Annotated in this window: 14 protein-coding genes and 1 pseudogene; all 15 read right to left on the minus strand. The window is 38.7% G+C overall.

Features of this window, described 5'->3' with window-relative positions; all coding sequences use genetic code 11:
* Nucleotides 1–27: 27 nt before the first annotated feature.
* A complete protein-coding gene (locus D612_RS0108705; protein WP_017755072.1) occupies nt 28–1,161 on the minus strand; it encodes an MBL fold metallo-hydrolase in 1,134 nt (377 codons plus the stop codon).
* A 114-nt stretch (nt 1,162–1,275) separates the two neighbouring features.
* A complete protein-coding gene (locus D612_RS0108710; protein ID WP_017755073.1) occupies nt 1,276–1,671 on the minus strand; it encodes a DsrE/DsrF/DrsH-like family protein in 396 nt (131 codons plus the stop codon).
* 73 nt (nt 1,672–1,744) lie between these two features.
* On the minus strand, nt 1,745–2,317 hold the full coding sequence (locus D612_RS0108715; protein WP_017755074.1) for a sulfurtransferase TusA family protein: 573 nt from the start codon (nt 2,315–2,317) through the stop codon (nt 1,745–1,747).
* Between the two features lie 149 nt (nt 2,318–2,466).
* Nucleotides 2,467–2,823, minus strand: coding sequence for a fluoride efflux transporter CrcB (gene crcB / locus D612_RS0108720; RefSeq protein WP_017755075.1), 357 nt, complete (start codon nt 2,821–2,823; stop codon nt 2,467–2,469).
* Nucleotides 2,823–3,203: a fluoride efflux transporter CrcB gene (crcB, locus tag D612_RS0108725; RefSeq protein ID WP_017755076.1), complete on the minus strand. Its 381-nt coding sequence runs from the start codon at nt 3,201–3,203 to the stop codon at nt 2,823–2,825. Before crcB (D612_RS0108725) ends, crcB (D612_RS0108720) begins: the two co-directional genes overlap by 1 nt.
* A 280-nt stretch (nt 3,204–3,483) precedes the next feature.
* Nucleotides 3,484–3,780: pseudogene (locus D612_RS0108730) on the minus strand (glutaminase); the annotation flags it as partial.
* 201 nt (nt 3,781–3,981) lie between these two features.
* Nucleotides 3,982–5,385 (minus strand): purine-cytosine permease family protein, encoded by a 1,404-nt coding sequence (locus D612_RS0108735; RefSeq protein ID WP_017755078.1) that lies wholly within the window; start codon nt 5,383–5,385, stop codon nt 3,982–3,984.
* 276 nt (nt 5,386–5,661) lie between these two features.
* The gene (locus D612_RS0108740; protein WP_017755079.1) at nt 5,662–7,644 is read right to left on the minus strand and encodes a hydantoinase B/oxoprolinase family protein; all 1,983 of its coding nucleotides are present in this window, start codon (nt 7,642–7,644) and stop codon (nt 5,662–5,664) included.
* Between the two features lie 16 nt (nt 7,645–7,660).
* Nucleotides 7,661–9,679, minus strand: coding sequence for a hydantoinase/oxoprolinase family protein (locus D612_RS0108745; protein WP_017755080.1), 2,019 nt, complete (start codon nt 9,677–9,679; stop codon nt 7,661–7,663).
* Between the two features lie 329 nt (nt 9,680–10,008).
* Nucleotides 10,009–10,776 (minus strand): LamB/YcsF family protein, encoded by a 768-nt coding sequence (locus D612_RS0108750; protein WP_026092449.1) that lies wholly within the window; start codon nt 10,774–10,776, stop codon nt 10,009–10,011.
* Between the two features lie 173 nt (nt 10,777–10,949).
* The gene (locus D612_RS0108755; RefSeq protein ID WP_017755082.1) at nt 10,950–11,186 is read right to left on the minus strand and encodes an acetyl-CoA carboxylase; all 237 of its coding nucleotides are present in this window, start codon (nt 11,184–11,186) and stop codon (nt 10,950–10,952) included.
* A 64-nt stretch (nt 11,187–11,250) separates the two neighbouring features.
* The gene (locus tag D612_RS0108760; protein WP_017755083.1) at nt 11,251–12,228 is read right to left on the minus strand and encodes a 5-oxoprolinase subunit C family protein; all 978 of its coding nucleotides are present in this window, start codon (nt 12,226–12,228) and stop codon (nt 11,251–11,253) included.
* Nucleotides 12,221–13,111 (minus strand): 5-oxoprolinase subunit B family protein, encoded by an 891-nt coding sequence (locus D612_RS0108765; protein WP_017755084.1) that lies wholly within the window; start codon nt 13,109–13,111, stop codon nt 12,221–12,223. The genes D612_RS0108760 and D612_RS0108765 overlap by 8 nt, the downstream gene beginning before the upstream one ends.
* A gap of 89 nt (nt 13,112–13,200) precedes the next feature.
* On the minus strand, nt 13,201–13,827 hold the full coding sequence (locus D612_RS0108770) for a nucleotidyltransferase family protein (protein WP_017755085.1): 627 nt from the start codon (nt 13,825–13,827) through the stop codon (nt 13,201–13,203).
* A gap of 109 nt (nt 13,828–13,936) precedes the next feature.
* Nucleotides 13,937–15,052, minus strand: coding sequence for an XdhC family protein (locus D612_RS0108775; protein WP_017755086.1), 1,116 nt, complete (start codon nt 15,050–15,052; stop codon nt 13,937–13,939).
* Between the last annotated feature and the right edge of the window lie 73 nt (nt 15,053–15,125).

The raw sequence follows: 15,125 nt of genomic DNA on the forward strand, positions 1-15,125 counted from the left end.
ATGAATGATTACTAAAATTAGTGATCACTAGTCAGCATGATGAACAGCACAACGATTTGGACCAATCTCTAACTCTTGCATTCTATCACTGTTTGCTACTTCAATGCCTTTGTTAATGGCGATAATATCCTCAAAATTTGGTGGTTTGACAGAGCTTGCAGATTTTTCAACTTGCTCCAAAAAGTCCTGTTCAGTTGTATTAAATATTTTTTCGTTTCGCAATCTAATACAACCGAGTGTAGCACCTATATAGCCTGTATCGTTAATTTCCTCATCAAGACTAGCATAGTGTGCTGGAAGCACAATGACATCATCGGCAATTTCGGCAACCTTTGAATAGACGGTATTATATAAATCCTTTGCCCACTCACGAACTTTGTTGCCTAAATCTGGACGACCTAATCCACTTACAAAAATCGTATCTCCAGAAAATAATATTTTTTTATTAACGAAGAACGAAACACTTCCAGGTGTGTGACCCGGTGTTTTTACTGCTAAAACTTCAACTGAAATGTTGTTAAATTCAATATTTTCGTGCTCTTCTAATGGTAAAAAATCAAAAGTTGCCCCTTCGCTCCTCATCAAATAATAAGCTGCTCCAACCTTTTTTGCTAACGCATTGCCGCCGGAAATATGATCAGCATGAAGATGTGAATCGACAATATGAGTAATTTTTGCCCCTTCTTCTTGTGCAGCAACCTCATATTCATCGATAAATCTCGATGGATCAACTATAAGTGCTTCCCCTTTAGAAACAACCATATAAGAAAGGCAACCTTTCCCTACTCGTACAAATTGAAAAACAGAAATATCCTGATCCTCATAAACCTTTGTTTTATGCAGAAATTCGCTCCAAGACTTCATTCCACCTTCAAGGTAGGATGAACTTATTCCTGCTTCATCTAGAAACTCTGCTACCATTTGCGACGAGCCTTCCTTTGCACAAACAACTAACACTTCCTTATCCACTGGAAGCTGATCTTTAATTGGAGCTATTCCATCAAGTAATTCAAAGTACGGCTTGTTAAAATACGTAAAATTTTCCCCTTCAATTTTCCAATCGTTAAAATCACTTTCATTTCGAACATCCAAAATAAACAAGTTTTCCTTATTTAAAGCCATATTGGTTATTTCTTTAGCCGTCATAACTGTTACAGCCATGTCTATATTACCCCCTTAGGTATATTTTTAGCTAAAAAAAATCGCAAAAATAGTTGGTTCCACTTGCAGACTTTTGGTAAATTAGTTGTTAAACGTCTCTATATATGAATTGGTTTAAAAAGTAAGCGTGATATCTGCATCCTTTGCAAACTCTAGAAATGTAACCGCTCCACCAACTTCAACCCCATCCACAAACGCATCATTTCCTAGTCCCATTACATCCATTGTCATTTGACAACCAATAAATTTTACATCCATCTCCTGTGCCATCCCTACTAATTCCGGAATTGATGGAATATTAGCATTTACGAACCCTGCTGCAATATGTTCCTTTCCTGCAGGCATTGATAGCTGCCCATTTGCTTCTTTATGAATTAAATTTAAACCTTCAAATGTAAAGAATATTGCAACTTCAAAATCTGTTGCTGCAGCAGCTGTAGCAATATTAAACACCTTGTAAGCATCAAATACCCCACCATTACTTGCAATAATTGCGACTTTTTTGCTCATTATTTGTTCCTCCTCATAATATTTATATGTTTTATTTATGAATCTGATCATTTTGCAGATTCATTGTTTAACGCTAGAAATTTAAACTAGTTGTTTTACCTGTCCATTCAGTCATTCCTGGAATCACATTATAGACGTTTTGAAAGCCGTTTTCTGCTAATTTTCGAGCTGCAAGATCACTGCGGTTACCAGTCCGACAAATCACATAGATTTCCTTATTTTTATCCAACTCAGACATGCGAATCTCTAATTCTCCTAAAGGAATTGATAATGAATTTGGTATGTGATTAAAACCATATTCAGCATATTCTCTAACATCGACTACCATAATATTTTCATCATTTAATTTTGCCTCTAGTTCTTGATTGTTCACGACATTAGGATGTGTTTTTTCAATATGATCATCATTTGCAGATTTTCTGATAAAGTGTTTCAACACATCACCATCTTCGAGCGTTCCTAAATATTGATGTCCCGTACTTTCTGCCCATGCTTTAATATCAGTTTTAGATCCTTTATCAGTTGCCTGTATTTCTAAAACGAGACCACCATCCAAATCGTTCATCGCTTTTCTTGTTTTGACAATTGGCATTGGGCAAGCTAGCCCCTTTGCATCAAGAATTACATTTGCTTTGATTGTACTCATTCCTAACCTCCATTTTTGAACTTATAATACAGTATATTACCCACGAGGGTATTTAGAACAAAAAAATTTTTTCTTTATTTCTACTGTTTTTTTCTTTAAAGTATCATAAAATTACTCTGTCCTTCCTTCCCAAATCTGCTAATTATTTGCTACACCACTAAACCTATCCATGCTGATGTAAATGAAATTATGGTAGTTGTGACTATGTAAAAAATTGCAGTTTTCACTTTGTTCCCAACTAAGAGTTGAACTGTTTCATTTCCAAAGGTTGAAAACGTTGTATAAGCACCGCAGAAGCCAATGCCAAAAATAAATATTGCCCAATCATTGATTAAACCTCTTAGTTGAAAATTCACAAGCAAGCCGAGCAGAAACGAGCCACTACTATTGATAAAAAACGTTCCAAACGGATAAATTACGCTTGACCTTTTAGATATAAATAACCCTAAATGATACCGACATAAAGCCCCTGCAGCTCCACCTAATCCTATTAGTATATAATTCATTAGGCTGCTCCTTTCGCTACATTGGTCTTGCCTAAACGGTAGCCCAAATAAGCAAAGCCAATTCCGACTGTTATCGATGTAAAGCTATATAGGAAAGCGATCAATAATTGCTTATTTATTACTAAACGAATAGCTTCTACTGAGAAGGTTGAAAATGTTGTAAAGGAACCGAGAAAACCAGTTCCGATAAAAAGAGTTGCAAAATTGTTCATATCTTCCCGTTTGGCAAATGCTAGAAACCACCCAAGAATAAAACATCCTATTATATTCACCACAAATGTTTCTAGCGGAAAGGCATCGTTCGTTTGGAGCCATTCTCCAACGGCAAATCTAGAAATTGCACCCAAAAAACCGCCAATTGCAATTAAAATTACATTCATTTTCGTTACACCTTCATTTAGCAAAGTAATTTCATCAATTATCTATAGGAAAATCTCCTGTTGTAAATTATAAATTCCACTTTATTGTTCTTTATTGCGTAATTCATTGTCCGACCGCCGTATTCTGGAAAATACTGTAATATGTTTTTCGTTAAATCATATTTATATATTGATTGATTGATGCGGCTAATTTCCTCTTAACCGATCACTGTACCCACTCACATCCTTGATTTTATTGTATAATTCCAATAAAGAAAAGACCCCTAGAACAACTAGAGGTCTAAAACATGCTTAATTTATAAGTTTTGGATAACAACTTGAGCAATTTAATCCTAGCTATACTATTTCCTTTCTCGTCTAGCGCAGGTCCGAAGATGCCAATTCCAAATCGTCCTGGAACGGCACCGAGGATTCCGCCTGATACACCACTCTTGGCCGGAATGCCAATTTTTATCGCAAATTCGCAGGATGCATTATACATCCCACACGTCACCATAAATGTTTTACAAATCCGCGCTATATCAACAGGAATAATTTGCTTGCCATTTGATGGTTCAACTCCATCCATTGCAAAGACCTGAACTTGTTATGATCCGCGCATCTTCAACTAACGCTTTCAGTTCTTCACTTGATTGACATGGCATCTTCATCACCAATACTAGTATGAACAACTATAAAGAGAAACAAACAGTAACCAAATTTTTTACATTGTTTAAAAAATGGAGAAAAAACTTTTGCGGGAAGTAGTAAAAACGAGAATAGAATTTGAATTGAATTGTTATAAATGTTCATGTGCTGGGATATCATCCGCTGCATTTTTACTATAATATTTACCTTTCGAAGCGATTGCAATAATGATAGTGAGGACAAATGCTATAATCGCGGCAAAGAAGGCAGCGACATTTTGTAAAAATACGCCTAAATGTCCGAAGGCTGCAAACGAACCGATCACGCTGGCAACAATTAATGAAACAACGCCTACAGGGTTCCAACCATACAAATATTCTTGTCGATGTTCAAAGTAATTTGGACCGATTTTAAGAACCTTTTTTACTATGACAGCATCACTAACTAAGACCGCCCCCCAAGCCAAAAGGAATACACCTTGGAACGTTAGTAAGCTACCTAAATGATCTAAAACCCCACCGAGCATTAACACAATGGCTGCAACAGATACAAATACGACCCAAAACGTTCTCCCTGGTTTAAATTTAAAGACATTTTCGAAAAAGCTAGCAAGTGATAGCGAACCGCTATATAAGTTGGTAATATTGATCCTTAATTGTGTTAAAATCGTAAATAACGCTCCACCAACACCGAGTATTTGCACAAAATAAATTCCAGGGTTTTCTTCGCCCATCCGTACTCCAAACCAAATGCCGATAACCCCCATGATGAAGAAACAAACGAGCTGTGGAATAAATCCAACTGCAAACACGCCAACTTTAAATTCCTCTTTTTTAATAAATCGAGCGTAATCCGATACTAATAAAGCCATGATTCCGACTAAACCATTCATAATTCCTATACAAGCCAGTAGCCCTACTCCACCAACAGCAGCCCCTTCAGGTAAATAAATCCAAGGATTTCCAGGAATTTTAGGCGCAATATTTAAGGCTAAAATAAATCCGAGTACTAACAATATAATAAAGATAGGAACAGACCACTTTTGTAGCTTATCTAACTGTTTAATACCAAACCAGTTTAATGGAATAACAGCTAACCCAAACACAATCATTAACACCCATACTGGAATCATCGGGAGATATTCATGGACTGCAAAGGCCATAATTGAGCCTTCAATAGCACAATACATTATAAAATTTAACGCATATATTAAAGATGTAATTGATGCCCCGATATACCCAAAACCACCACCTCGAGCTAATAGGTTTACATTTAAGCCCGACTTTGCAGCAAAATAACAGATCCCAATACCTAGTGCCCCTGCTACCACCGTTGCATAAATCTCTGCCAATAAGGCATTCACTGAACCGAAGCTAATAGCCATTAAGCTCCCCATTTGCATGAATAGCATCGCTGTGGCAACACCAAGAGTAACATTGGTAATACTCATCCAGCCAAGTGTACGCCCCTCTAAAGGAACTTTTTCTAACGAAAAATCGTCCTTCTTGACCTCTTTACTATCAATATCAGCCATTGGATTGCTAATCTCTGCCATACTCTCATCTCCTTTTCTTCTGTAAAATTTCATGCAGTTTATTTAAACAGAGTCTGACGGAGAAGCTCCCATACTAACGAAACCTTTTCAATAAAGTCAGACTCCGGTATTCCTATATGAAGCTCAGCAGTTATTATTTAATATTCTTTGAATTTCCATTGCTTTAGCTCCGATAAACTAAAGAGCGTTTCCTCACTTACTATTTCAAGTCTTATTCCAACTCACCAATATCTCTATTAGCTCCAGTACGATAGAGAATATTCTCCTCTTGAATCTTTATGAACTCCAGTACGCTAAAGAACGTTTTTGCATTGCTTCCCGATATTGTTCGGTAGATTTTAGTAACGCTTTATTTGTGCCATAATCCATAATGACACCATATCTACGGATGACATCTAACTTATCAATTTCCCCGTTTTCGTACTTTTCCGCAACAACTAATGGGTCTACTTCAATCCACTGCTTTCGCTCATTTCGAATCTTCTCTCTTTCAATTTTTGTTGCTTCATAATCAATCTCAAAAAGGTCGAGATCACGGTCAAGTTCGCGAATGACTACGCCATAATCCTTCCTTGCTCGCTCGATCGATACATACTCATCAATAACATCTTCAAGAACTGCTTCAAGGTCGCGCTCAAGTGGGTCACCTAAACCACCACCACCTGCAGATGGTCTAGTAAATGAATCACCGCTTTTAACCTTTACATTTGAAAAAATTGCTCCTAAATACCGCTCTTCATCCTTTCCGGGATTTAGCCATGCACCGTGAGGTGAAGACGGTAACCCACCGAAAATTCCCCATGTGACCGAACGGGAACGATCACAGCAATAGGACATAACCGAATTGTTAATTTGTGTCAAGTAGCCACCTTTTTGAACTCCGCAGCCACCACGATATTTCCCTGGACCACCTGAATCGGTAATGATCTCATGGTTTGTTGTAATAACTGGTGATAAACGTTCCTGTCCTTCACAAGGTTGAACACTTAAACCAACCCCAAACACTGGTGAAGTCGCATTAGCTCCATCCCGATCGGAACGTCCGCCATGTCCGCCCGCCATCCAGTCATACCACATGAAGTAACTGCTTTGTTCATTGCGCTGATCGTGCCCTCCAATTAACAAATACTCAAGGTTAAAGGAACAAGCAATTGCACGTTCTGGCATAATAGTAGACCAAAGCTCGAAGCAAGCATTCATAATTTTTTCATAAGCACCAGAGCAAAAACCGGTAACTGCAATTGGTGCTGGCGCATTTACAACAGAGTTCTCAGGTAGCTTTACTTTTACTACGCGGTAAAACCCTGAATTTAATGGTATTTCTGGGAAAAACGTTTTTGTACCTGCATAGGCAGCAGATAACGATGCCCCAAACCCCGCGTTCAAAAAGCAATTAATATATTCATGTGATCCGGTTAAATCATAAAGAATCTGATCGTCCGTAATCGTCATTTTTACACGAATAGGAATAAGGCCATCGCCAATCTCTGGGTCCATATCAATGTAATCGACAGTTTCCCATGTCCCTTTTGGTAACGATGCAATTTTTACCTTTGCCAAACGTTCTACATAGTTCTGTACTTCTTCAAACGCAATCATTGTCGTTTCGATCCCGTATTTATCAACGATATCAAGGAGCTGGGTTTGCCCTACTTTGGCAGCTTCTACTTGTGCACGTAAATCTCCTATCCGTTCTTCCGGCACGCGCATATTAGCAGCCAACACGTTGACAACGTCTTTCAAATAAGTGCCCTTACTATAAATCCGAACCGGTGGGATTCTGACACCCTCTCCATAGTGGTCTTTTGCGGTAATATCGAATGAACCCGGGGTGGATCCCCCCATATCGGCCCAATGACCATTCGTCTGCATTAGGGCAATTAACTTTCCTTCGTAAAATACTGGTAAAACTACGCGAGTATCATTAAAATGAGTTCCACCGCGGTACGGATCATTGACTAGAAACACATCGCCAGGTTGGATATCGTCTTTAAAATCCTCTAAAACTGCTTTTGCTGTTAAATGCAATGTTCCAACGTGAACGGATATGTCCTGAGTACCTTGCATAACCGTATTTCCTTCTGCATCACATAAAGCACAACTAAAATCACGACAGTATATGACAAATGAATAGCACGTTCGCAGTATTTGTTCAGCCATTTGATCAACAAGGTTGACGAAGCCATTTTTTAAAACTTCGAACGTAACTGGATCTAACCGATTAGTTAACTCCTGTTTTTCAGAGTTTGGGTTATTCATGTTTTTTCACCTCTCCTTATTTGTTTGAAGTAATAATTAAATTACGATATTCATCAACAACAGCCGTGAAACCTGGTGGAATAACTGTTGTTGCATCCAGCTGTTCAACAATTGCCGGACCGAGGACTCTTGATGTAACTGGAATTTTTTCGCGATCATATACATTCGTAGGAATGAAGCCTGTGTCAAAGTACACTTCTCTCACTTCTTTCAGCGCATCTTCTAGACTTCCTACTGCTTCATGCTTTTGAAATTCAGGTTTTGGAGCTGTTCCTATAGCTGTTAGCTGTAAGCCATATATTTCAACTGCTTGATTTCGATCAGAAAATGCAAACTCCCGTTCATGCTCTTGATGGAACGCTTCAATCGTGTCTTCCAGCGACTTACTCATTGGTATCGCTAATGAGCGCCATTGCCCGCTATATCTCATATCGATATAACGCATTAGCGTGGAATTATCTTTAGTGACACCTTCCTCGTCTAGAAGCTCCATTGCTTCTAATTCCATTGCGGAAAATTCATCATCTAATTGCTCAAGGGTTACATCGCTAAACTTTTTCACAAATGTTTTTGAGAGATCATGACGTACATCGACAAGCAGACATCCCATTGCTGCTGCTACACCTGGATGTGGTGGAACGATGACAGTTGGAATTTCCATTTCTTTGGCTAAGTAAGCACCGTGTAAAGGACCAGCTCCACCAAAGGCCACAAGAGCAAATTCGCGTGGATCATAACCACGTCTAACTGAAATAAGTCGTAATGCGTCACACATGTTGGCATTAGCAACCTCGATAATTGCATTTGCTGCCTCGACTGTTGAATAATTAAACTCTATGGCAATTTTATTAATTGCTTCTATGGCTTTCTCTTTATCTAAATGCATACTGCCATCTAATAAATTGACACCAAGACGACCAAGCACTAAATTAGCGTCTGAGTTGGTCGGCTCAACACCGCCCAGATTGTAACAAGCAGGGCCAGGCACTGCCCCGGCGCTTTGTGGTCCGTTTCGCAAGGAATCGCCTTCGTCCTTCCACGCAATACTTCCGCCACCAGCACCAATTGTTACTATTTCAATGCTTGGGAATCCGATTGGATAGCCATATTCGATATACCAATCCTTCGTAATTCGTATATCGCCTTCGTACATGAGAGAAATATCTGTACTCGTACCACCCATATCTAGACCAATCGCGTTATTATAGCCACAAAGCTTTGCGATATGCTTGCTCGCTATCGCACCTGCTGCAATACCGGAGCTTGCAACTCTCGCAGCATAACGAGGCACAGTACTAGATGTCATTACTCCGCCACCGGAATGAAGAACCAGAATTTCGTCATTATAGCCTTTTTGCTCCATTTCTCCTTCTAGCGTGCTAATATAGTTACTCATGATCGGACCGAGAACAGCATTTACAATCGTTGTACTCATCCTTTCATGTTCAAAAATTTCTGGTAGCACCTCGCTAGACGTACAAATATAAACGCCAGGCAGCTCTTCTTGTAAAATATCTTTTACAATTTTTTCATTGGTACCGTTCGCATAAGCGTTAATAAAACAAACGGCAATTGATTCAGTAGCACGTTTTTTTAATTTTTGCGCAAGCTCGCGGACTTCATTTTCATCAACCTCTGTTAAAACATTCCCGTTATAATCAACTCGTTCTGTAATTTCAAAACGGTCACGCCTTTTAATATACGGCTTGGCAGTATCCTTGTAGGCATCCCATAGATCTAATTTTGTTCCTCGACGAATTTCTGGAACATCACGAAATCCCTTCGTTGTAATTAATGCTGTTTTGGGTAGCTTCCTTTCAATAAGTGCATTTGTACCTACAGTAGTTCCATGCGAGAACACTTTAATATCCTCACCGTTTATTTGTGCTTTTTCAATTCCATCGAGTATTCCTTGTTCTGGGTTTGCAGGAGTAGAGGCAGTTTTCGTTACGAAAATTTTTTTTGTTTTTTCGTCAAATACAAATACATCAGTAAATGTTCCACCTACATCAATGGCAAGTCTAATTTGCTTCAATGTAAAGCCCTCCTCAGTTTCTTGAATTAAATGCCTTTTTCCTACAAAAAGGTCATTTGGATATTTAAGGCGATAAATATCAAAAACCAGCCCAAACACACAAACTGTGAGTTTGACTGGTTTCTCGATCCGTTTGATCCAGCCGGCTAAGGCTGAAAGTGGAAACTTATCAGTCTTGAGTTATCTGTTAAGCTTTCATTCTCCACTTCCTTCAGCTGCTTAAGCTAATAGGATGAAGTTTATTAATGTATATTATACGAATATTCTGAATAATACTGTTGTATTAAAAAAATATGAAAAAATGTCTTTTAAACTTTTATGTTTCAATGTCACAAGATGAAATTTTTGATAGGTTCAACTTGTATCTTGGCTGCTTCTAATGCTATTCGTATTTGTTTTATAAGCTCAGTTGCTCCTGGTGTATCTCCATGAACGCAAACCGTTTGTGCTTCGACTACCACTTCTTCTCCATCAGGAGTTAAAACTTTATTTTCTAGGGCCATTTTAACAACACGATTAGCCATCTGTTCATAGTTTTGAATCGAAGGGCCTGTTCTTGTAAGAATGATCGAACCATCTTTCGTATGTTCACGGTCAGCGTAAACCTCTTTAGCTATTGGAATTCCCATTTTTTCACCGACATGTGCTACTGCCGAATTATTGAAAGCAAATACAATTAATTTGTCGGAAAAGGCTGCGATTCCCTCTAATATAGATCTGGCCAGCTTTTCATCACCCATAGCCATCATGTATAGAGCACCATGGGGCTTACAATGTTGAAGTTGTAGTCCGTAAGTAGTTACAAACCCGTTTAAAGCGCCCATTTGATAGATTACATAATCCTTTACTTCTGCGGGTGTGCAGCTTAAATAGCGGCGCCCAAATCCGATTAAATCAGGAAACCCAGGATGTGCTCCAATTTGAACCTTGTATTTTTGCGCAAGGAGAACAGATTGTCTCATTATATGAGGATCTCCAGCATGGTACCCACAGGCAATATTTGCTGAAGTGATATACTTCATCATTTCTTCGTCTTCACCAATTTTATAAAGACCAAAGCTTTCACCCATATCACAATTTAAATCAACCTTTTTCATTGGTTTCAAACTTCCCCCCTTCTGAAGAGATTGTTAGGAAAAGCATTTAATACATTTATTTTGCAGCAGTCAAACTTTTACTATAAAATTTGTAAAAAGTTTTTATTATTTCGTTTTTCGGGCGTAATAACACTCAATAAAATTATAAAATTTGGTATCTATGAATATATCGCCTATTTCAAAGCTAAAAGCTGTTGGCCTGCCTCAACGGTATCCTCATTGTTTACTAAAAACTTGTCAACAACACCAGATTCTTCTGCTTTTACCTCATAAAAGGTTTTCATAATTTCTATTAAGCCGATGACATCACCTGGTTTCACCTCATCCCCTTCCAGAACATATTCAGGTTTATCAGGTGCCGGACGGCGATAAAAAATCCCAGGTAATGGAGCTACAATTTCATTAGCCATTTTGTTTCCTCCTTCTTGAATTTTGTGTGAATATATATTGACTGCGAGTTGCCTTCTCTTTTTATTAGAGACTTGCAAGTCTTTCATCGATTTGTTTTAAGATTAGTTGATTTTCTTTTCTTATTTTTAATGCTTCCTCTAAAGTTACGGAAACAAATTTTACTTTTTCGTTTGTTTTTACCTGTGCCATTCGATTTAAGTCTGTGCTAATGACCGTTGCCACCGTTGCATAACCGCCTCCAGTTACAGCATCATGAAGAAGGACGATTGGCTCAATCCCATCAGGTACTTGGATTGATCCAATTGGATAGCCTAAATCGGTAACATTGGAAGGGTTACTACCTGCCCCAAATGGCTGTTCTCGTTCAACAAACTGCAAACGCTTTCCTTTATGGCGATATCCAATTCGGTTTGCTTCCGGCGTAACGATCCACTCTGTATCGAGAAATGATTGTTTACTTTCTTCCGTTAACCGATAACTACATAATCCTACGATCACGCGAATTTCATGACTTTTCCCATAGGTTGGGATTAGGTTTTTTTCAATCGTTGTCCCAACCGTTATTTTCCGTTCGTGGAGATCACCTGTTATTAACGTATCGCCTTCTGCTAATGCTCTTCCTTCATAGCCACCTATGCCAATAAGTGTATATGTAGATCGGGAATTCATAACAAGTGGTACATCAATTCCGCCTTCTATGGCTAAATACGTTCTTGCGCCTGATTGGACAAAGTCGAAGGATAATACATCACCAGCTTTTACACTAAGCGTTTCCCACATTGCCACAGACTTCCCATTCAGCTTAGGCGGTATATTTCCACCAGTTAAGCTAATTTGGGTATCTTGCTCAAATAACAGCTCTGGGCCAAGATAAGTAATTTCTAAAACAGCTGCATTCGCTTGATTGCCAACTAACATATTAGCAACCCGAAAGGCAAATTTATCCATTGCTCCGGAAGGAGGCATACCAATTTCATACATCCCTAGCCTGCCTTCATCTTGCACAGTTGTTTGTAAGCCAGGTTTAAGTACTTTAATCATTGTATAACCTCCTTAACACCATTTCAGAAAACTTTTGAGGATTTTCCAATACGTGTTGTGGTGTAAAAGTAATTTCCTTTTTCCGATACGTAAACGTACCTGCTTCTACTTGGGCACGAACTTCATCATATTCCTCTTTTGTTATGCTGCGGTAGCGTAAAATATCACCTTGTTGTGGGAAAACGATTGAATCCTTAAAATCAGGAAGTGTTTGTTCCTTTTGATAAATCGGTGCCGGGGCAATACCGTACATTTGATAACCACCTGCTCCCTGGACAGGATAAATAACAGCAAATGCACCGCCAAAACCGAATGTTCGCTCAGGAGTAAACGTTCTTGGTCTTACATATTTTGGTACTTCAATTTGTTTTTCTTGGCTTACAATTTGGAAGCACCACGGTAATCCTGGAACAAAGCCGATCATTGACACAAGAAAAGGTGCTGCATCTATAGCTTGAATAAATTCTTCCTTACTTCTATAGCCATTTATTCGAGCACTATATTCTAGATCAGTTGAATTCGGATCTTGATGACGGTCGCGGAACTGCATGACAGCTTCGTGTGTCCAAGGGTCTTCAAAAAAGATTGGCACGTCAACAATTCTTGATGATATTTCAATATTTAAATCTTTAATACTTTCTTCAATTCCCTTTAATTCCTCGATTAATTGATCGGGATGAAGGACATCTGGGTTCACTCGAACCATATAAGATGCATTGGAAGGACAAATATCAATAATTCCTTCGTGATTTCGTTCCTTTAATTGTCTTGTAATTGCCATTCCTTTAAAATTCGCTTCCAAACTCATCGCTTCTGATAGCTGGACAAACACAAATTCGTCCCCACCGTATTCATAGCGTGTAGCTAGCTCTCTATTACTCATTATTTCACCTCTTTAATAGTAGTCATCTAGTTTCTTAGTAAAAAAGCGCTGTAATTTAACGGTTGATTCAAGTTAACTTCATATACCAGCTAGTAAAATCCAGCTTGTGAAATGCGTAGTGCTTCGTTGTAGTCTTGTGGTGTATCGATATCATATACGACACCTATATCGTCTGTATCAAGAATCACGCGGGTTTTCATTTGCTTTATGAGCGGTTTTAACCCGATATCACCGTGAAGGCTGTGAACATGTAAACTACGAACGCCTCCAATGAATACAGGATGCCCGGGCTTGTTTTTAAATTGAGGTTGGATCGCAAACGGTTCAGTATTAGTTATAAGGTGGGTTGCTCCTGTGTCGTATACAAGTTTAATAGTATTTGTTTGAATGAGGGGGATGTCAACGAGCATGACAAGAACACCATCATACTGTTGTTTACTTGCCTGTTGCAATCCGAATTTAATTGAAGCGCTTAAGCCCTCTTCGTAATTTGGACATTGCAAATAACTAATCCGTGGGTCGTTATTGGAAACAGTTTGTAAGATCGTTTTGGCCTGGCACCCGAGGACAACGAAAATATCTGGTAAGGATAGCTCGCTCAATAGCTCTATTTGGTGTTGTATCAATGATTTGCCGTTCCAGTTCATCAATTGTTTCGGTTCCTTCATTCGTGATGACTTGCCGGCAGCTAATAATATTGCGCATACATTCCCCATACTATTCCAACCTTTTATGTTAAATTATTTAAAGTAAAAGTGAGGAAACAATGGGATGAAGGACATAACTCCTGTTGCTCCCTGGGTTTTGCCCTTCATTACCGATAAATTAAACAAGTACTTGTTGCTTCCTATGGATGATTGACTTGTCTTTTAAAAATCCACCCTCGTGGCGATTACGAAAGGCAGTAATCTCTGCAATAATACTTACTGCAATTTCTTCGGGACTATCTGCCCCAATATCAAGACCTATTGGATTAAAGAGCTTGTTGAGATGTTCGGTTGTAAGAGTAAACCCATCTTCCTGTAAATACGCAAGTATTTTTTCCCGTCTTTTTATCGGTCCTAACAATCCAACATAAGGAGCATCTGACTGTAAAGAAAATGCTAGTGTTTCGATGTCCCGCTCAAAATGATGATTCATAATGACAATATACGTGCGTGAATCAATGAAATTTAAATTCCCATTATGCTCTGGGCTTAATAACAAGCGTGTAGCGGAAGGAAAGTGCTCGCTTGTATTATAAGCTGGTCTTGGATCGATCACTGTAATGTCAAAACCTAAATGGTTGCCATACTGTGCCACTGGAATTGCATCGTGACCGGCTCCAAAAATACAAAGCTTCGCAGGAGGAAAATGAACATCAAAGAATACATGAGCCTTTTCCCCATTATTGGTTTTAAAAATGATTGTTTCAGAGACTGCCCGTTGCTGTGACAATTTTCGCTTTGCAACAGCCATGACACTTTCTTGTAGAAAAGCATCTTCCCATGCACCATATACATTTGTATCTGTCAAAACTAGTAAACTGCCATTGAAGTTCCCTTCATCCTTGACAACTTTACAAACAATCATAGCGGTTTGATTTTCATACAATTCACCAATATCCTGCCATATGTGTGAGCAATCTATAGGCTCAAGAAAAATTTCAACAGTGCCAGGACAGCCTAAGCCTAGTCCCCAAACAACATCTTCATCTAAAACATACCTTTTTAATATGGGCTTACCGGAGTTCAGAACTTCCTTTGAAAGCTCGACAATTTCAGCTTCTAAACAACCGCCAGAAACCATTCCATAATATTGTCCATTTTCATCAATGATCATTTTTGCACCTTCGCGTTTGTATGCGGACCCTTGAACAGAAACGACGGAAGCTAATACGCCTTTTTGGCAAGTTTTAATCATGCAGGATAAAAGTTCGATTATTTGCTGATTCGCTACCATTCTTCGTACCTTCCTTGTTTAGGAATTTTATAAAATTTCAAAGGACATTCGTGTCACTTGCTAATGTATACAG

Origin of the sequence: Calidifontibacillus oryziterrae, from assembly GCF_000331575.1 — a bacterium.
In the GTDB taxonomy this organism is placed as follows: Bacteria; Bacillota; Bacilli; order Bacillales; family Bacillaceae_J; genus Calidifontibacillus_A; species Calidifontibacillus_A oryziterrae.